General features: G+C 71.7%; 15 protein-coding genes and 1 pseudogene. 6 read left to right on the forward strand and 10 right to left on the reverse strand.

From position 1 onward, the window contains the following. The coding region (locus BFF76_RS17055; RefSeq protein ID WP_065848537.1) for a hypothetical protein at positions 1-495 on the forward strand (495 nt) is incomplete at its 5' end. Between the two features lie 43 nt (positions 496-538). Here the strand turns inward: BFF76_RS17055 and soxR are convergent. Then, positions 539-1012 carry a redox-sensitive transcriptional activator SoxR gene (gene soxR / locus BFF76_RS17060; protein ID WP_031099582.1) on the reverse strand — a complete coding sequence of 158 codons (474 nt, stop codon included), beginning with the start codon at positions 1010-1012 and terminating at the stop codon, positions 539-541. A 159-nt stretch (positions 1013-1171) separates the two neighbouring features. Between soxR and BFF76_RS17065 the strand changes: the two genes are divergently transcribed. Continuing rightward, the gene (locus BFF76_RS17065) at positions 1172-1633 is read left to right on the forward strand and encodes a MaoC family dehydratase (protein ID WP_031099585.1); all 462 of its coding nucleotides are present in this window, start codon (positions 1172-1174) and stop codon (positions 1631-1633) included. A gap of 43 nt (positions 1634-1676) precedes the next feature. On the opposite strand, the gene BFF76_RS17070 is transcribed toward BFF76_RS17065, so the two are convergent. From BFF76_RS17070 to BFF76_RS17080, 3 genes are all read right to left on the reverse strand, one after another. After that, positions 1677-2300: a TetR/AcrR family transcriptional regulator gene (locus BFF76_RS17070; RefSeq protein WP_065848554.1), complete on the reverse strand. Its 624-nt coding sequence runs from the start codon at positions 2298-2300 to the stop codon at positions 1677-1679. A gap of 84 nt (positions 2301-2384) precedes the next feature. Next, complete coding sequence (locus BFF76_RS17075) at positions 2385-2675, reverse strand: YiaA/YiaB family inner membrane protein (protein ID WP_031099588.1); 291 nt, start codon at positions 2673-2675, stop codon at positions 2385-2387. Between the two features lie 135 nt (positions 2676-2810). Next, positions 2811-3998 (reverse strand): acyl-CoA dehydrogenase family protein, encoded by a 1188-nt coding sequence (locus BFF76_RS17080; protein ID WP_065848538.1) that lies wholly within the window; start codon positions 3996-3998, stop codon positions 2811-2813. A 64-nt stretch (positions 3999-4062) separates the two neighbouring features. Here BFF76_RS17080 and BFF76_RS17085 point away from each other — a divergent pair, with 64 nt between their 5' ends. Continuing rightward, the gene (locus tag BFF76_RS17085) at positions 4063-4734 is read left to right on the forward strand and encodes a TetR/AcrR family transcriptional regulator (protein WP_065848539.1); all 672 of its coding nucleotides are present in this window, start codon (positions 4063-4065) and stop codon (positions 4732-4734) included. Positions 4735-4842: 108 nt separating this feature from the next. Further along, complete coding sequence (locus BFF76_RS17090) at positions 4843-5784, forward strand: DMT family transporter (RefSeq protein ID WP_065848540.1); 942 nt, start codon at positions 4843-4845, stop codon at positions 5782-5784. 133 nt (positions 5785-5917) lie between these two features. Here the strand turns inward: BFF76_RS17090 and BFF76_RS17095 are convergent, their stop codons facing one another. The 6 genes and pseudogenes from BFF76_RS17095 to BFF76_RS17120 all read right to left on the reverse strand — a co-directional run bounded on the left by BFF76_RS17095 (position 5918) and on the right by BFF76_RS17120 (position 14487). After that, a complete protein-coding gene (locus tag BFF76_RS17095; RefSeq protein ID WP_065848541.1) occupies positions 5918-6997 on the reverse strand; it encodes a Zn-dependent alcohol dehydrogenase in 1080 nt (359 codons plus the stop codon). A gap of 32 nt (positions 6998-7029) precedes the next feature. Beyond that, entirely contained in the window at positions 7030-8424 is a 1395-nt protein-coding gene (locus BFF76_RS17100) for an aldehyde dehydrogenase family protein (protein WP_065848542.1), read from the reverse strand. 208 nt (positions 8425-8632) lie between these two features. Continuing rightward, positions 8633-9953, reverse strand: a pseudogene (locus BFF76_RS17105) (MFS transporter). Then, complete coding sequence (locus BFF76_RS17110) at positions 9953-11371, reverse strand: CitMHS family transporter (protein WP_053930933.1); 1419 nt, start codon at positions 11369-11371, stop codon at positions 9953-9955. The pseudogene BFF76_RS17105 and the gene BFF76_RS17110 overlap by 1 nt, the downstream one beginning before the upstream one ends. 121 nt (positions 11372-11492) lie before the next feature. Next, a complete protein-coding gene (locus BFF76_RS17115) occupies positions 11493-13673 on the reverse strand; it encodes a molybdopterin oxidoreductase family protein (RefSeq protein ID WP_065848543.1) in 2181 nt (726 codons plus the stop codon). Positions 13674-13833: 160 nt separating this feature from the next. Then, the gene (locus BFF76_RS17120; protein ID WP_079122398.1) at positions 13834-14487 is read right to left on the reverse strand and encodes a TetR/AcrR family transcriptional regulator; all 654 of its coding nucleotides are present in this window, start codon (positions 14485-14487) and stop codon (positions 13834-13836) included. Positions 14488-14598: 111 nt separating this feature from the next. Between BFF76_RS17120 and hmgA the strand changes: the two genes are divergently transcribed. Then, positions 14599-15918, forward strand: coding sequence for a homogentisate 1,2-dioxygenase (gene hmgA, locus BFF76_RS17125; protein ID WP_065848555.1), 1320 nt, complete (start codon positions 14599-14601; stop codon positions 15916-15918). Between the two features lie 46 nt (positions 15919-15964). Continuing rightward, the gene (locus BFF76_RS17130; protein WP_234316897.1) at positions 15965-16741 is read left to right on the forward strand and encodes a GntR family transcriptional regulator; all 777 of its coding nucleotides are present in this window, start codon (positions 15965-15967) and stop codon (positions 16739-16741) included. Positions 16742-16770 lie beyond the last annotated feature (29 nt).

Consider the following 16770-nt stretch of genomic DNA (forward strand, 5'->3'; position numbering starts at 1 on the left):
TGGGATCACCTGTGCGCCCGGCACGGGATCGAGCCCGAGGACCGGGCGCCCGACCCGGGTCGCCTGATCCGCGCGCTGGAGGAACTGGAGGAGGCGCGGGCCGTCTGGCTCGCGTACGAGACGGGCTTCGCCGAGCGGCGGCGCCGAGAGAAGCACGACGGGCTGCGCAGGCCCGGCGCATTCGACGACTGGCATCGCAGGACCTGGGGCGGCTACGGGATCGCGCACTGCGACGATCCGGGGGTCCACCCCAGCGCACCCCTGGCCGAGGTCCTGGGACGGCTGATCGCCGCCCTGGGGGCGAAGCCCGGCGCGGGGTGCCCGGTCTGCACGGGAACCGGAATCGTCTGGCGGCAGGATCTGGACCGCGAGCCATGGGCCGGCCCGGTCTGCACGGGCTGCGGCATCGTGGTCCCGCGCCCGGTCCTGACCGCGGGCGCGCTGACGAGGGCCAGGGGGGCACTGACGCGGAAACTGACGGCGTCGGCGGCCTGAGGGCCGCGGGACGAAGGAACAGCCGGCCGGAGCCGGCGCGCACTCAGGAGCGGTCGGCCGCACCCCGCTCGGGCATCAGCCGTGACCCGGTCAGCCGGTCGCCGAAGACATCGTCGGGGTTGGACAGCACGCAGGTCTCCAGCGACAGGCACCCGCAGCCGATGCAGTCGGTGAGGTGGTCGCGCAGGCGCCCCAGCTGCGTGATGCGCTCGTCCAGCTCCGACCGCCACGCCCGGGAGAGCCTGGCCCAGTCCTCATGGTTGGGCGTGCGCTCCTCCGGCAGCTCCGCCAGCGCCTCCCGGATCGTGGCGAGCGGGATACCCACCCGCTGTGCGGCACGGACGAACGCCACCCGGCGCAGCGCGTCCCTCGTGTAGCGGCGCTGGTTGCCGCTGGTGCGGCTGCTGCTGATCAGGCCCTTGGACTCGTAGAAGTGCAGGGCGGACACTGCGGCTCCGCTGCGGGCGGAGAGCTGGCCGACGGTGAGTTCTTGGTATGTCTGCGGAATCTGTGGCACTCCCCGAACCCTAATGGCCGCACCCCGGCCTCTGCCGCCCTTCCGGAAACCCGGCCGGGGTCCGTCGTTGACACGGAAGCGCGGCCCAACCATGCTGAGCAAGCGCTTAGACATCGTCCGGGAAGGGCGAACGACAGCCGGAAGGCAGGGACCAGGAACATGGCAGAGCCGAAGATCTTCACGTCCGCTCAGGAGCTGCGGGACGGGGTGGGCGAGGAGCTCGGTCACAGCGACTGGCTGGAGATCGAGCAGAAGAGGATCGACCAGTTCGCCGAGGCCACGGGCGACCACCAGTGGATCCATGTGGACCCCGAGCGCGCCGCGAGCGGCCCCTTCGGTACGACGATCGCGCACGGTTATCTCACGCTGTCGCTGCTGCCGGTGCTCGTCCCGCAGATCCTGCGGGTCGAGGGCGCCAAGATGGGCATCAACTACGGGACCAACAAGGTCCGGTTCCCCTCGACCGTCCCGGTCGGCTCTCGGCTGCGTGCCACGGCCGTGCTGAAGAACGTCGAGGAGGCGGGCGGCGGCGTGCAGGTGACCGCGCTCGTCACCGTCGAGCGCGAGGGCGGCGACAAGCCCGCCTGTGTCGCGGAGTCGGTGTCGCGCTACTACTTCTGATCCGCACGAGGTACGCCGGGCGCGCGCGGGTGCCCGGCGTCACTCACTTCTGGGCGCCCACCATGCGCAGGACGAGGTCCGCGTAGAGGGTGCCGACCTCCTCGGGTGTCCGGCTGCCCTGCGCGTTGAACCAGCGCGCCACGTCGATGCAGAGCGACAGGACGGCGAGCGTGGTGCCCGGCACGTCCGGCACGTCGAACTCGCCCGCCGAGACGCCCTCGCCGATGATCCGGCGCACCACGGCGTCGGTCTTCCTGCGCAGGGCCACGATCTCGTCGCGGTGCTCCTCGCTGAGGGCTTCCAGTTCGTACTGCACCACACGCGCCGTGGTGTGGCGCTCGGCGTGCCAGCGGACGAAGGACCGTACGGCGTCGGCGAGCCTGTCGGACGCCGTGCCGCCGCTGTCGGCCGCCGTCTCCAGGAGGCGCAGGGCCCGGTCGTGACCGATCCTGCTGATCCGGTGGAGCAGCTCTTCCTTCGTCTTGTAGTGGATGTAGAGCGCGGCGGGACTCATCCCGGCCCGGCCGGCGATGTCACGGGTGGTGGTCGCGTGGTAGCCGCGCTCGGCGAACGCCTCGACGGCGGCGACGAGCAGCCGCCGGGCCGCCTCGGGCGTCACCTCGCTCCACGGCGCGATCTCGCCGTCGGTCTCCTCCGCCGTACTCATCGCCACGTGCCCCTTTCCGCTGGCAGGACGAACACCATACCGCGAACCTGAGCAAGCGCTTAGAGCGTGTGTGCGGTGAGACCGTCAGAGCTTCTGGAAGGGGTCGTGCTCGGCGAGGATCTTCTCCAGCCTGGCCTGGTCGACCCGGCTGACGATCTGGCCCGCCTCCTGCCGGTCCCTGATGACCTTGGCGAGGGTGAAGCACGAGGTGACGAGATACAGGACGCCGATGGCGAGGAAGGCACGCACCCAGGCGTCGGCGTCGAGGAAGAAGATGCCGAGGGCCACCGCGCCCATCGCCACCCCGAAGGAGAGGACGGCCTGTCCGTAGAAGGCCGCGGTGCTCTGCTGCTTGACCGATGTTGTCTCACTCATGCCGCACAGCATCCGCCGCGGTGGCGTACGCCGGTATCCGCCGGCGTACTCAGCCGGTACTCAGAAGCAGCCCTGCCCAGGGGGCCACGGGGCCGTCGCCCCCAGGAGAGGGGACCCCAGGAGGCCCGGAAGGCATCAGAAGGCGGAGACCCCCGTGAGCGCCCGGCCGATGATCAGCTTCTGGATCTGGCTGGTGCCCTCGTACAGGGTCATCACGCGGGCGTCCCTGACCAGCTTGCCGACGGGGTACTCGTCGATGTAGCCGTACCCGCCGAAGACCTGCAGGGCGTTGTTCGCCGCACGGACCGCGGCCTCGGAGGCGAAGAGCTTGGCCGTGGACGCCGCGGTGTCGAAGTCCTGCCCCCGGTCGACGAGGTCGGCGACGCGCCAGGTCAGCATGCGGGCGGCGTCGACGTCGACGGAGATGTCGCTGATGAGTTCCTGGACGAGTTGGTAGCTCGCGATGGACTTGCCGAACTGCTCACGCTCGCCCGCGTAGCGCACGGCGGCGTCCAGGGCGGCCTGCGCGATGCCGACACAGCCCGCCGCGACCGACATCCGGCCCTTGGCCAGGGCGGACATGGCGATGGAGAAGCCCTTGCCCTCGGGGCCCAGGAGGGCGGAAGCGGGGACGCGGACGTCCTCCAGCACCAGTTCGGCCGTGGCCTGGCCGCGCAGCCCGAGCTTGCCGTGGACGGTGCGCCGGGTCACGCCCGGCGTGTCGGCCGGCACCAGGAAGGCGGAGACGCCCCGGTGACCCGGAGTGTCGTTGGTGCGGGCGAACAGGAGGATCACATCGGCCCAGGTGCCGTTGGTGATGAACATCTTGGAGCCGTTGATGACGTAGTCTCCCCCACTCCCGGCTCCGCTCGAGCGGGAGGTGCCCCCTCCGTCGCGCACGGCCCTGGTGGTCAGGTTTCCCGCGTCGGAGCCGGTCCCCGGCTCGGTGAGGCCGAAGCAGCCGACGGCCTCGCCCGCGGTGAGCTTCGGCAGCCACTGCTGCTTCTGCTCCTCGCTGCCCCAGGACGCGACCGTCTTGGCGACCAGGCCGAGCGAGACGGACACGATGCCGCGCACCGAGGAGTCACCGCGGCCGAGCTCCTCGGTCACCAGGCAGTAGGCGAGGTGGTCCCCGCCGGAGCCGCCGTACTCCTCCGGGATCGTCAGCCCGAGGAAACCGAGTGCGCCCAGCTTCTTCACGATCGACTTGTCGACACTCTCGGCGCGGTCCCACTCGACGACATGCGGGGTGATCTCCCGTGCGACGAAGTCCTCGGCGAGCTGCCGGACGGCGTCCTGCTCCTCGCTCAGCTCCAGATTCATCCTGCGACACCTACTTTTAATTAGCACTGCTAGTTTTCTGCTTGCAGGCCCTACTATGTGCCGCATGGCCCGACCGCGCAAGCCCCTCCTCAGCAGAGACCGCATCGTCGGGGCGGCGAGCGCGCTCGTCGACGCCGAGGGGCTGGACGCCGTCTCGACCCGCCGCCTCGCCGCCGAACTGGGGGTGAGCGGGCCCTCGCTCTACAACCACTTCCGGAACAAGGACGAGATCCTCGACGCGGTCGCCGATGCCGTGTCCGCGCAGGTCGACCTGTCGATGTTCGAGGAGTCGGACCCGCGCGACTGGCCCGCGGCGCTGCACGACTGGGCCGTCTCCTACCGCGCGGCACTCGCGGCGCACCCGCACATCGTCCCGGTGCTCGCCCAGGGACCGGGCCGCCGTCCGGCCGGTCTGCGGGTCGCCGACGCGGTCTTCGGCGCCATGGTCCGGGCCGGCTGGCCGCCGGCCCAGGCCACCTACATCGGCGCGCTGATGCGCTACTTCATCACCGGGTCGGCGCTGGGCTCATTCGCCCGCGGGTTCGTCAACGACGAGACGGCGTACGACCCCGCCGACTACCCCCACCTCGGCCAGGCCCACCTCCTGGCCGACCGCCGCCAGCAGGTCGACGAGGGCGCCTTCGAGACGGGGCTGCGCGCCCTGCTGGACGGCCTCGCCCTCCAGTACGAGCAGACGGTCGAGCGCACGGTTCGGCCCGCGCCGAACGGTGCCTGACGCATCCTGGACGCATGGCCCGGAGCATCTGGGCATCGAGCCCGCGACACTTGACGGGAGCTGACAATTCGGTGGGCCCCGAAGCGTTCTCCGCTTACCGTCAGGTCCATGACGACGACTCCGACAGCGCGCCCCGCCGCGCCGGCCACCGGCCGCGACTGGCGTGCCCCGGCCGCCGCGTGCACCACGGTCCTCCTGTGGGCCTCCGCGTTCGTGTCCATCCGCAGCGCGGGTGAGGCGTACTCACCGGGCGCCCTGGCACTGGGCCGGCTCCTCGCCGGCACCCTGACCCTCGGCATGATCCTGCTCGCACGCCGCGAGGGGCTGCCGTCGCGAGCGGCGTGGCCCGGCATCATCGGCTCCGGGCTGCTCTGGTTCGGGCTCTACATGGTGGTGCTCAACTGGGGTGAGCAGCAGGTCGACGCGGGCACGGCCGCCATGATCGTGAACGTCGGCCCGATCCTGATGGCGCTGCTGGGCGCGAAGCTGCTCGGGGAGGGGCTGCCCCGCCGCCTCCTGACGGGCATGGGAATCTCGTTCGCGGGCGCCGTCGTCGTCGGTCTCTCCATGTCGGGACACGGGAGCTCCTCGGTGCTCGGTGTGCTCCTGTGCCTGGTGGCCGCGCTTTCGTACGCGGGCGGGGTGGTCATCCAGAAGCCGGCGCTGCGGCACGGATCACCGCTGCAGATCACGACGTTCGGCTGCCTGATCGGTACGCTCGCCTGCCTGCCGTTCACCGGCGCACTCGTCTCCGAGGCTGCCGACGCCCCGGTGTCCGCCACGCTGAACATGATCTATCTCGGCGTGTTCCCGACCGCGCTGGCCTTCACCACCTGGGCCTACGCGCTGGCGCGCACCACGGCGGGGCGGATGGGCGCGACGACGTACGCGGTGCCCGCCCTGGTGGTGCTGATGTCCTGGCTGCTGCTGGACGAGGTGCCCGCACTGCTCACCGTCGCGGGCGGCATGCTCTGCCTGGCCGGGGTCGCGGTCTCGCGGACCCGTGCGCGCCGGCTCCGTGGGGAAGCGGAAACCGCCACGGCCGCCTGAGGGACATCATCCTTCCGGCTTCCGGCGCGGGACCATGCCTCCGCGCCGGAGGGACGACGTGCGGGCCGCCGCGCTGCCGCACGGTTCGGCGGGGCGGCGTGCCGTGCCGCCCCGCCGAACCTCGCGTCGCCGTCTAGAACACGACCAGGGCGCGTCCGCCCCTGCCCGCGATCATGTTGTCGAAGGCCGCCGGGATACCGTCCAGTGAGATCCGCTCCGTGACCATCATGGAGAGGTCGAACCGTCCGGCGCGGATGTGCTCGGCGAGCACCGGCAGGTCGCGGGCCGGGTCGCTGTTCCCGTAGACGCAGCCGGTGAGGGAGCGGCCCCAGTGGAAGATCTCCAGGGCGTTGAAGCTCACCTGCTGGTCCTTGCCGCCGATGCCGACGACGGTGGTGCGGCCGCCGCGGCGGGTCGACTCCCAGGCGCCGCGGATGGTGGCGGGCCGGCCCACGCACTCCACGGCGACGTCCGCGCCCTGCCCTCCGGTGAGCTTGCGGACGGCGCGGGGTGTGGTGTCGGACGCGACGACGTAGTCGGTGGCGCCGGCCCTGCGGGCCAGCTCCTCCTTCTCCGGCGACACGTCCACGGCGATGATCTTCGACGCTCCGGCGATCCGGGCGGACTGCAGGACGGCGAGGCCGACTCCGCCGATACCGAAGACGACGACGCTCTCGCCCTCGCGCACCTGGGCGGAGTGGTGGACAGCCCCGTATCCGGTCAGGACCGCGCAGCCGAGCAGGGCGGCGTCGTCGAGCGGGATGCCGGCCGGGGCGGGCAGCACGCAGTTCGCGGCTACGACGGTCTCCTGGGCGAAGGCCGCGACGTTCAGGCCGGGGTGCAGCTCGGTGCCGCCGGCCGTACGGGCGTGGATGTTCGCCGCGCCCTTGAGCGCGTCGGCGCAGAGCCAGACCTCGCCGATCCCGCAGTGGAAGCACGCTCCGCACGACGGCGCCCAGTTGAGGACCACCGGGTCGCCGGCGGCGACGTGGGTGACGCCCTCGCCGACGGCGAGCACCGTCCCGGCGCCCTCGTGGCCGAGTACGGCCGGGACGGGCAACCGCATGGTGCCGTTGGACAGGGACAGGTCGGAGTGGCAGACACCGGCGGCGGCGAGGCTGACGCTCACCTGGCCGGGGCCGGGCTCCGGGAGTTCGATGTCGGTGATCTCCAGCGGAGCTCCGACGGCGGGCAGTACGGCGGCGCGGACCACGAACAGACTCCTCGGTGGATCGGCGTGAAGGATCAGAACTGGAGGGACTTGGTCTGGAGGTACTCGGAGAGGCCGTGCGGGCCGAGTTCGCGGCCCACCCCCGACTGCTTGTAGCCGCCGAAGGGCGCCAGGGGGTTGAAGCGTCCCCCGTTGATGTCGACCTGCCCGGTGTCCATGCGGCGGGCGAAGGCCACGGCCTCCTCGTCGTCTGCGCCCCAGACGGCGCCGGCCAGCCCGTACACGGTGTCGTTGGCGATCCGCAGGGCGTCGTCCACGTCCTCGTACTTCAGGATGGACAGGACCGGGCCGAAGATCTCCTCCTGCGCGATGGTCATGTCCGGGGTGACGTCGGCGAAGACGGTGGGGCTGACGTAGTAGCCCTGGCCCTTGGGGTCCTCGGGGCCTCCCGCGACGAGCCGGGCACCTTCCTCGACGCCCTTCTCGATGTAACCCCGCACCCGCGCCTGCTGCTTGGCGTTGACGAGGGGGCCGACCCGCTCCCCGGGGACGTACTTCGCGACGGCCGTGGCGGCGAGGCCCACCGCCTCCTCGTACCGCTCGGCGTCGACCAGCATCCGCGTCCAGGCGCTGCAGGTCTGTCCGGAGTTGGACATCACGTTGGCGACACCGACGTTGACGGCCTTGGCGAGGTCGGCTCCCGGCAGGATCACGTTGGCGGACTTGCCGCCGAGCTCCAGTGCGACGCGCTTGACTGCCGCTCCCGCGGTGGCGCCGATCTGCCTGCCGACGGCGGTTGATCCGGTGAACGAGACCAGGTCGACGTCCTCGTGCTCGGCGAGCGCCTGACCGGCGACCGCCCCGATGCCGGTGACCAGGTTGAAGACGCCGGCCGGCAGGCCCGCCTCCTGGGTGGCCTCGGCGAAGAGCTGCGCGGTGAGCGGGGTGTCCTCGGCCGGCTTGAGGACGACGGTGCATCCCGCTGCCAGCGCCGGGGCCACCTTGGCGACGATCTGGTGGAGCGGGTAGTTCCAGGGCGTGATCGCGCCGACGACGCCGACGGGCTCCAGCAGGACGGTGGAGTTGCCCAGCTTCTCCTCGAAGGAGTACGAGGCGGCCAGCTCGGCGTACGAACCGGCGACCAGCACCGGTACGCCCGCGTGCACCATCTGGGAGAGCGGCAGTGGCGAGCCGAGCTCCGCGGTGACCGTCTCGGCGATCTCGTCCTTGCGGGCGGCGAGTACGTCGCGCAGCGCGGCGATCCTCCCGGCGCGCTCGGCGGGCGGGGTGGCGGCCCAGCCGGGGAACGCGGCACGTGCGGCGCGCACCGCGGCGTCCACGTCCTCGGCGGTGCCCGCCGGGACATGGCCGATGACCTGCTCGTCCGCCGGGTTCACGACCGCGATCGTGTCCCGGCCCGAGGCGGGCCGCCACTCCCCGCCGATGTACATCCCGTCATGCGCCTTCATGGCTGTTCCTCCCGGGCTCGCTCTGCCTGCCGCCGAAGCCGTGCGTCATACGGACGGATGCCGTCCCGGGCCCAAACTAGCGCTGTTAGTTTTTCGGCGCCAGGGAACGGCTGGAGACACAGGTCACGCACGGCCGACGCCACACTCGCACGCCGGGCCGGTGAATGTCCTCGAGCGTCCACGGAGCCCACCCGGCGCAGGGACCGTGTCAGGCGGAGTTCCGCCTGACGCCGGGGTGTTCGGCGCGTGGCCCGGGGGCCGGACCGGGAGGCGGGCCGGCAGCCGGGGTCCCGCCGCCGCGCAGTCCGAGGCCCGCCGCCCCGGCGAGCAGGGCACCGAGCATCACGAACGGCGCGGCGGTACCCGCGACTCCGGCGATCAGCCCGGCGGCGGCGGGGGCAGCGACCTGGCCGAGGCGGTTGCCGGTGAGCCGCAGGGCGAGCGCGGTGGAACGGGCCGCCACGGGGGCCGCCTGGACCACGGTGGTCATCGAGAGCGGCTGGCCGACCCCGAGGCAGAAGCCGAGCACGGCGAGCATCACGGCGAGCCCCCACACGGGGACGGGCAGGGCGATGGCCGCACAGAGCAGGCCGCCGAGCAGGCAGGTCGTGGAGAGCAGCGCGGCCCTGCCCACCGCCCGCAGCATCGGTGTCATGACGAGGCGGCAGGCGATGGTCGCGGCGGCCCGCAGGCTGAGCAGCAGGCCGACCGTGGCGGGTGCGATGCCGCGGTGTTCGCCGACGACCGGCAGGTAGGCGGTGAGGATGTCGGTGGCGCTGAGCACGGCGAGGCTGATGAAGATGCCGGCCGGAACCCCCCGGGTACGCAGGATGCCGCCGACCGGAACCTTCCGGGCGCTCCGCCGGGGCGAACCGCCGGTCCCGCGGTGCTCGATGCGCCACAGTGAGGTGAAGGAGACGGCGGCGACGACCGCGGAGACCAGCAGGGCGAGGGCACTCGTACGGGCCATCGCTCCGTCCCGCTCGGAGATGAGGTAGCCCGCGGCGATCGGCCCGATGAGCTGGCCCAGGGAGGCGCCGATGGTGAAGTGGCCGAAATTGCGGTCCTGTTCGGCAGGGGCCGACTGCCGGGCGACCAGCGACTGCGCGCCGATCACGAAGCAGAGGTGGCCAAGGCCCATGACGCCGCTCCAGGCGGCGAGCGCAGCGAGGGAGCCCGAGGTGCCGCTGAGCGCGCAGCCGCCGCCTGACGCCGCTCCAGGCGGCGAGCGCAGCGAGGGAGCCCGAGGTGCCGCTGAGCGCGCAGCCGCCGCCGATCAGGAGAACACCGACCGGCAGCAGCGGTGCGCACCGGCCGTGATCGGTCCGGCGGCCCAGCGGCACGGCGGCGAAGAGCGGCAGGAGCGCGTACACACCCGCGATGACGCCGATCGCACGCTCGTCGGCACCCAGCGAGAGAGCCCGGTAGGAGACGGCGGGCCGCGCCATCGAAACCGCCCCCTGCGCGAAGGCGAAGGCGATGACGAGGCGCAGCAGCCAGCCCCTGCCGGGCCGTGGTTCCGGAGGCATCAGATGATTCCGAAGAGGATGCCCGCACCGAGGACCACCAGCGAGGTGAGCACGGCCCACTTGACCGTGAACCGGGTGTGGTCGCCGAATTCGACCTTGGCCATGCCGACCAGGACGTAGACGGCGGGCACGAGCGGGGACGACATGTGCAGCGGCTGTCCGACGATGGAGGCGCGGGCGATCTCCAGGTGGGAGACGCCGTGGGCGGCGCCGGCCTCGGCAAGCACGGGCAGCACTCCGAAGTAGAAGCCGTCGTTGGACATGAAGTAGGTGAGGGGAAGGCTCAGGACACCGGTGACGACGGCCATGTGGGGGCCCATGGCGTCGGGGATCGCCCCGACGAGCCAGTCCGCCATGTGTTCGACCATACCGGTGCCGGTGAGGACGCCGGTGAAGACAGCCGCGGCGAAGACCATGCCGGAGACGTTGAGCACGTTGTCGGCGTGGGCCGCGATCCTGGCGCGCTGGTCGGGCATGTGGGGGAAGTTGACGGTGAGGGCGAGGGCCGCGCCGAGCAGGAAGAGCACGGGGATCGGCATGAGTTCCATGATCATCGCGGCCAGCAGTGCGACCGTGAGACCGGCGTTGAACCAGTAGAGCCTGGGGCGCAGGGTGGACCTGTCGGGGTCGAGGCCCTTGAACTCCTGCTCCTCGTCATCACCTTCGGCGTCCTCCGCGCCGCCCGCACCACCGGCGCCGGAGCCGGTCGCGGCACCCGTCGGTGCCTTGGTGAGCCGGTCGCCGCCGCCCGCGCCGACGAGGACGGTCTCGGGCTCGGTCACCAGCGCCTCGTCGAGGGTGAGCGTGCCGAGCCGCTTGCGCTCGCGACGCCCCAGGGCACAGGCGAGGAGGATGACGGCGAGGAGCCCGACGGCGAGGGCCGGGATCATCGGGACGAAGATGTCGGCCGCGTCCACCTTGAGCGCGGTGGCCGCCCGGGCGGTGGGGCCGCCCCAGGGCAGGGTGTTCATGACGCCGTTCGCCGTGGCGGCGACGCAGGTCATCACGACCAGGCTCATCTTCAGCCGCTTGTAGAGCGGGTACATGGCCGAGACCGTGATCATGAAGGTGGTGGAACCGTCGCCGTCCAGCGAGACGATCGCCGCGAGCAGCGCCGTGCCGATGACGATCCGCATCGGGTCGGCCCTGCAGAAGCGCAGGATGCCCCGGACGATCGGGTCGAAGAGGCCGACGTCGATCATCACGCCGAAGTAGACGATGGCGAACATCAGCATCGCCGCGGTCGGTGCGAGGGTGCCGACACCCTCGATGACGTAGTCACCGAGCTTGGCGCCCTGTCCGACGGCCACGCAGAACAGGGCGGGAATCAGGACCAGCGCCGCGATCGGCGACATCTTCTTCGTCATGATCAGGACCAGGAAGGTCGCGATCATGGCGAAACCGAGGACTGTCAACATATGGGTTACCTAACGTTCACCTTTGAACTCTCACCGGTGCCGGCGGTCCGGATGACGTTAGGGGCCCTGAAGCAGCGTTAACAAGATGTTGACGTGTGAGCAATACGAGCAAAACCCCAGGTCAACGAGTTGGTGCTACGGAGACGGGGACGGCGTTTAGCACAGCCGTGCCGGACAGCGGGTCCAGCAGGGTGCCGTCCAGGAGCTGGTTGACGTTGACGCCCGGGTCCGCCCCCGCGACCGACATGCGCGTGCCCGGACGGCTGTGGCCCCAGCCGTGCGGGAGGCTCACGACACCTGCGCGCACCGAGTCGGTGATCTCGACAGGCGCCTCGACCTCGCCGCCCGCCGCCGTGATCCGGGCGGTGTCGCCTTCGGCCAGGCCGATCCGCGTCGCGTCGTCGGGATGGATCTGCAGGGTGCAGACGTTCGAACCGCCGCGCAGTGCGGCGACGTTGTGCATCCAGCTGTTGTTGGAACGCAGATGGCGGCGGCCGACGAGGACGAGTCCGGCGGGGCGCTCACCGAGCGACGCGCGGAGCCGGGGCAGATCGGCGGCGATCGGCTCCGGGAAGAGCTCGATGCGGCCGCTGCGGGTCTTGAGCACCTGCGGGAGGCGCGGCTCCAGCGGGCCGAGGTCGATGCCGTGCGGCTGTGCGAGGACCTGCTCCAGCGTGAGCTCGTAGGGACCGAGGCGCAGCATCAGGTCGAGGCGCCGCTCCGCGCCGGTGCGGCCGGTCAGTTCGCCGGCGAGCGCCTCGGGGGCACCCGCCTTGGTGAGCGCCGTGCCGATGGCCAGGTCGTCGACCGCCTCCGCCGGTGCGCCGTGCATGCCGCCGACGGCGAGGACGAGCCTGGCGAGGATCTCGCTCTCGTCCATCCGCCCGTCCTCCAGCGGAACGGCGGGGCGGCTGTAGCGCACCTGGTTGCGGACGGCGAGGGAGTTGAACGCGAAGTCGAAGTGGGGGGTCTGCGAGGGCGGCGGCGGGGGCAGCACGACGTCCGCGTGGCGCGCCGTCTCGTTGAGGTAGGGATCGACGCTGATCATGAAGTCGAGGCCGTCGGCGAGCGCCCGGTCCAGGCGGTCCCCGTCGGGGGCGGAGAGCACCGGGTTGCCGGCGATGACGATCAGGGCCCGGATCCGGCCCTCCCCCGGCGTCTCGATCTCCTCGGCGATGGCGGCGGCGGGCAGTTCACCCTTGGCCTCGGGGTGTCCCGAGACCCTGCTCCTCCAGCGGCCGAGGGCGAAGCCCTTGCCGGGGCCGGCGGGGCGCGGGGCGCGGGCGGTGGCGGAGAGCGGGAAGAGCGCACCGCCGGGGCGGTCGAGGTTGCCGGTGAGGATGTTGAGTACATCGACGAGCCAGCTGGCCAGGGTGCCGTGCTCGACGGTGCAGCTGCCGATGCGCCCGTAGACCGCCGCCGCGGGTGCCGCCGCCAGTTCGCGGGCGATCTCCCGGATGGTGTCCGCTTCCAGGTCGCAGGCCGCGGCCACCGCCTCTGGGGTGAAGTCCGTGATGGCCTCGGCCAGTTCGTCGTAGCCGTCGAGGTGCTCGGCCAGTGCTCCCGGGTCGGCGAGCTTCTCCTCGATGACGACCTGGGTGAGCGCGGCGAGCAGGAGGGCGTCGGTGCCGGGCCTGATGGCGGCGTGCCGGTCGGCGAGGCGCGCGGTGCGGGTGCGGCGCGGGTCGATGACGGTGAGGGTGCCGCCCCTCCGGCGGAGCGCCTTGAGCTTGCCCGGGAAGTCGGGGGCGGTGCAGAGACTGCCGTTGGACTCCAGCGGGTTGGCACCGATCAGCAGCAGGTGGGCTGTGCGGTCGAGGTCCGGCACGGGGATGGCGCCGGCGTCACCGAAGAGCAGTCCGCTGGAGACGTGCTTGGGCATCTGGTCCAGGGTGCTGGCGGAGAAGACGTTGCGTGTGCCGAGGGCGGACAGGAGGAGCGGCGGATAGAGCCCGCCGGCCACCGTGTGCACATTGGGGTTGCCGAGGAAGACGCCGACGGCCTGCTTGCCGTGTTCCCGGACCAGGGCGGGGATCTTCGCGGCGATCGCGTCGAAGGCCTCGCTCCAGGTCGCCTCGCGCAGGACGCCGTCCGTGCGTACCAGCGGGGCGCGCAGCCGGTCGGGGTCGGCGTCGAGCCCCCCGAAGGAGGCACCCTTGGGGCAGATGAAGCCCCGGCTGAAAACGTCCTCGCGGTCACCGCGGGCACCGGTGACCGTGGTCCCCTCGATGGTGAGGGTGAGTCCGCAGGTGGCCTCGCAGAGCGGGCAGACACGCAGAGCGGTGCGGGATTCGTGGGACATGGGCCCTCCCCGGGGCGGCGGCAGCGGTGGCGCGCGGGCGTGATCCGGCGTCCCGCGGCGCGCTCGGCGGGCGCGGGCTCCCGGCGGACCGAGCATACCGACCGGTACGGATTGCTGGCGAGGTGCTGGAGCAACCCGTTGTTCCGCCGCCCGCGCGGGATTACTCGAGGACCCTCGCGAGATAGGCCTGGAGCAGGACCCGGGTCTCCGCTATCAGGCCGGGGTCGCCCGCCGGGTCGGCGCGGAAGGCGAGCTGGAGCAGGGCGTCCGCGGCCTGCACGCAGACCAGGACCGTGCGGACCAGACCGTCGTCGCCGGCGCCTGCGTCGCGCGCCCGGCCGGGGTCCTCCTCGCGCCCCTGGCCGAGGTGGCCGGCGAGCAGCTGCGCGAGGCGTCCCGCCACGCGCCGGTTCACCTCCGCGTCGAGCGGACCGGCGACGGGCACGGGAGGGCCGAAGTCGACGAGCGCGAAGCCGGCGACGGAGCGCTTCATCGCCAGGTACTCGTCGAGCACGGCGTCGATGGCCGTACGCCACTCCCGCTCCGGGATCGTCTCCAGCCTGGCCACGACCCGCCCGGCGTAGGCCTCGAGGTTCCGCTCCGCCAGGGCGTCGACCAGTGCCCTCTTGTTGGGGAAGAAGCGGTAGACGGAGCCGATCGGCACTCCGGCCCGGTCGGCCACCGCCCGGGTGGAGAGCTGCTCGTAGCCGGCCTCGTCGAGCAGCGAGGCGCCGGCGTCGAGGATGCGGGCGAGCCGGTCGGCGCTGCGTTGCTGCACGGGGACGCGTCGGAGGTTCGTATGAGCGTGGGACACGGCTCCATGATGCCCGTATGCCGTTGACGGGCCACGTTTCGATTCCTACGGTGATCCATAGGATTCTTCGTCAGGGGATCCACGGGATTCCCCATCCACCGGGAGCACATGATGAGCGGCATCGAGCAGGCGAGGAAGACGGCGGAGAATCTCGCCCACACCTCCGGCTTCGGCAACGAACACAGCTCGGAGGCAGTTCCGGGCGCCCTGCCGCATGGCCGGAACTCGCCCCAGCGAGCTCCCCTCGGGCTGTACGCGGAGCAGCTCAGCGGATCGGCCTTCACCGAACCGCGCGCCCACAACCGCCGGTCCTGGCTCTACCGGATCCGCCCCTCGGCCGCCCATCCCGCCTTCGTCCGCATCGACAACGGCACCCTGCGCACCGCCCCGTTCAACGAGACCGTCCCCGACCCCAACCGGCTGCGCTGGGACCCGCTCCCCGACCCCGCGCCCGGCACGGACTTCCTGACCGGCCTGTGGACGCTGGGCGGCAACGGCGACGCCACCCAGCGCACCGGCATGGCCGTGCACCTGTACAGCGCGGACTCCTCCATGACCGACCGGGTGTTCAGCGACTCCGACGGGGAGCTCCTGATCGTCCCCGAGCACGGCGGCCTGCTGCTCCGCACCGAACTGGGCCTGCTGCGGGCCGAGCCCGGCCACGTGGCGCTGATCCCGCGTGGTGTCCGCTTTCGCGTCGAGCTGCTGGACAGCACCGCCCGCGGCTATGTCTGCGAGAACTACGGGCAGCCCTTCGTCCTGCCCGACCTGGGCCCGATCGGTGCCAACGGCCTGGCCAACGCGCGTGACTTCCTGGCCCCCGTCGCGGCGTACGAGGACCGCGAGGGCCCGGTCGAGGTGGTCAACAAGTTCTGCGGGAACCTCTGGTCGGCGACGTACGGGCACTCGCCGCTCGACGTCGTCGCCTGGCACGGCAACCACACGCCGTACGTCTACGACCTGCGCCGCTTCAACGTGATGGGCAGCATCAGCTACGACCATCCGGACCCGTCGATCTTCACCGTGCTGACCTCGCCGTCCGACACCCCGGGTCTCGCGGGCGTCGACTTCGTCGTCTTCGCCCCGCGCTGGCTGGTCGGCGAGGACACCTTCCGTCCGCCCTACTTCCACCGCAACGTCATGAGCGAGTACATGGGCCTCATCGAGGGCGCGTACGACGCCAAGGCGGGCGGTTTCGTGCCGGGCGGCGGCTCGCTGCACAACATGATGTCGGCGCACGGCCCCGACCGTGAGACCTTCGACCGGGCGAGCGACGCGGACCTGAAGCCTCAGAAGATCGACGACGGCCTGGCGTTCATGTTCGAGACCCGCTGGCCCGTCACGGCGACCGCGCAGGCAGCGGGCGCGGACCATCTGCAGCGCGGATACGACGACGTGTGGCAGGGTCTGAGCGGCAACTTCCGGCCGTGAGACCGCATCGCCGGCCGCACCGCACCAGAGAGGTCAGGTGAACCGGATGGATCAGGTGAACGAGGCGAGCCGGGCGCCCGGATTCGCCCCCGACTCCCTGGTGCTGAACCGGAAACTCCCTCTCTGGTACCAGGTCTCGCAGTCCCTCCGGGCTTCCATACTGGGCCGCCCCCAGAACGCCTCCACGCGGCTGCCCACCGAGGAGCAGCTGGCCGCGCACTACGGCGTGAGCGTCCTCACGATGCGCCAGGCCCTCAAGGAGCTGGAGAGCGAGGGGCTGATCAGCAGGCACCGCCGGCGCGGCACGTTCATCGAGCCGCGCGCGCGCCGGGTGTCGCCGGTCCGGCTGCTGGGTTCGATCGACACGATCGTCGCCCAGCAGTCGGGCGAGCGGACGACCGTGCTCGGCCACGGCAGAGCGCCGGTCCCCGGTGATCTCGCCGAGTTCTTCCCGGACTGCCCCGAGGTGGTCAGCTACCGGCGGCTCCGCTGCGACGAGGGGACCGGCGAGCCCACCAACTGGGCGGAGAACGCGGTGCGCCCGGAGATCGCCGCCCGTCTCGACGTGGCCGATCTGGAACGGTGGCCCATGACCAAGGTGCTGCGCGACGCCATCGGCGTACGCATCTCGCGGATCACCGACACCGTGGAGGCCCGCCTCGCCGACCCCGTCACGGCCGAGCTGCTCCAGATCCCGCTGCTCAGCCCGATCCTGCACTACACCGGTGTGACGTACGACGAGGACGGCTCGGTGGTGGACGTGGCGCGCATCCGCTACCGGGGGGACCGTTTCTCCTTCTCCGTGACCGTCGACGCGCACTGACGGCGGAGCCGCGACCGGCCGTCGTCCAA

It is taken from the genome of Streptomyces mutomycini, assembly GCF_001700505.1.
Lineage (GTDB): Bacteria > Actinomycetota > Actinomycetes > Streptomycetales > Streptomycetaceae > Streptomyces > Streptomyces mutomycini.

Excerpts from the sequence above, each read along its gene's own strand:
- BFF76_RS17080 (WP_065848538.1), bottom strand. The coding sequence starts at position 3,998 with ATGAATCTGGAGCTGAGCGAGGAGCAGGACGCCGTCCGGCAGCTCGCC.
- BFF76_RS17100 (WP_065848542.1), bottom strand. The coding sequence starts at position 8,424 with ATGAAGGCGCATGACGGGATGTACATCGGCGGGGAGTGGCGGCCCGCC.
- BFF76_RS17130 (WP_234316897.1), top strand. The coding sequence starts at position 15,965 with ATGGATCAGGTGAACGAGGCGAGCCGGGCGCCCGGATTCGCCCCCGAC.
- BFF76_RS17070 (WP_065848554.1), bottom strand. The coding sequence starts at position 2,300 with ATGAGTACGGCGGAGGAGACCGACGGCGAGATCGCGCCGTGGAGCGAG.
- BFF76_RS17090 (WP_065848540.1), top strand. The coding sequence starts at position 4,843 with ATGACGACGACTCCGACAGCGCGCCCCGCCGCGCCGGCCACCGGCCGC.
- BFF76_RS17110 (WP_053930933.1), bottom strand. The coding sequence starts at position 11,371 with ATGTTGACAGTCCTCGGTTTCGCCATGATCGCGACCTTCCTGGTCCTG.
- hmgA (WP_065848555.1), top strand. The coding sequence starts at position 14,599 with ATGAGCGGCATCGAGCAGGCGAGGAAGACGGCGGAGAATCTCGCCCAC.
- BFF76_RS17065 (WP_031099585.1), top strand. The coding sequence starts at position 1,172 with ATGGCAGAGCCGAAGATCTTCACGTCCGCTCAGGAGCTGCGGGACGGG.
- BFF76_RS17115 (WP_065848543.1), bottom strand. The coding sequence starts at position 13,673 with ATGTCCCACGAATCCCGCACCGCTCTGCGTGTCTGCCCGCTCTGCGAG.
- BFF76_RS17075 (WP_031099588.1), bottom strand. The coding sequence starts at position 2,675 with ATGAGTGAGACAACATCGGTCAAGCAGCAGAGCACCGCGGCCTTCTAC.
- BFF76_RS17085 (WP_065848539.1), top strand. The coding sequence starts at position 4,063 with ATGGCCCGACCGCGCAAGCCCCTCCTCAGCAGAGACCGCATCGTCGGG.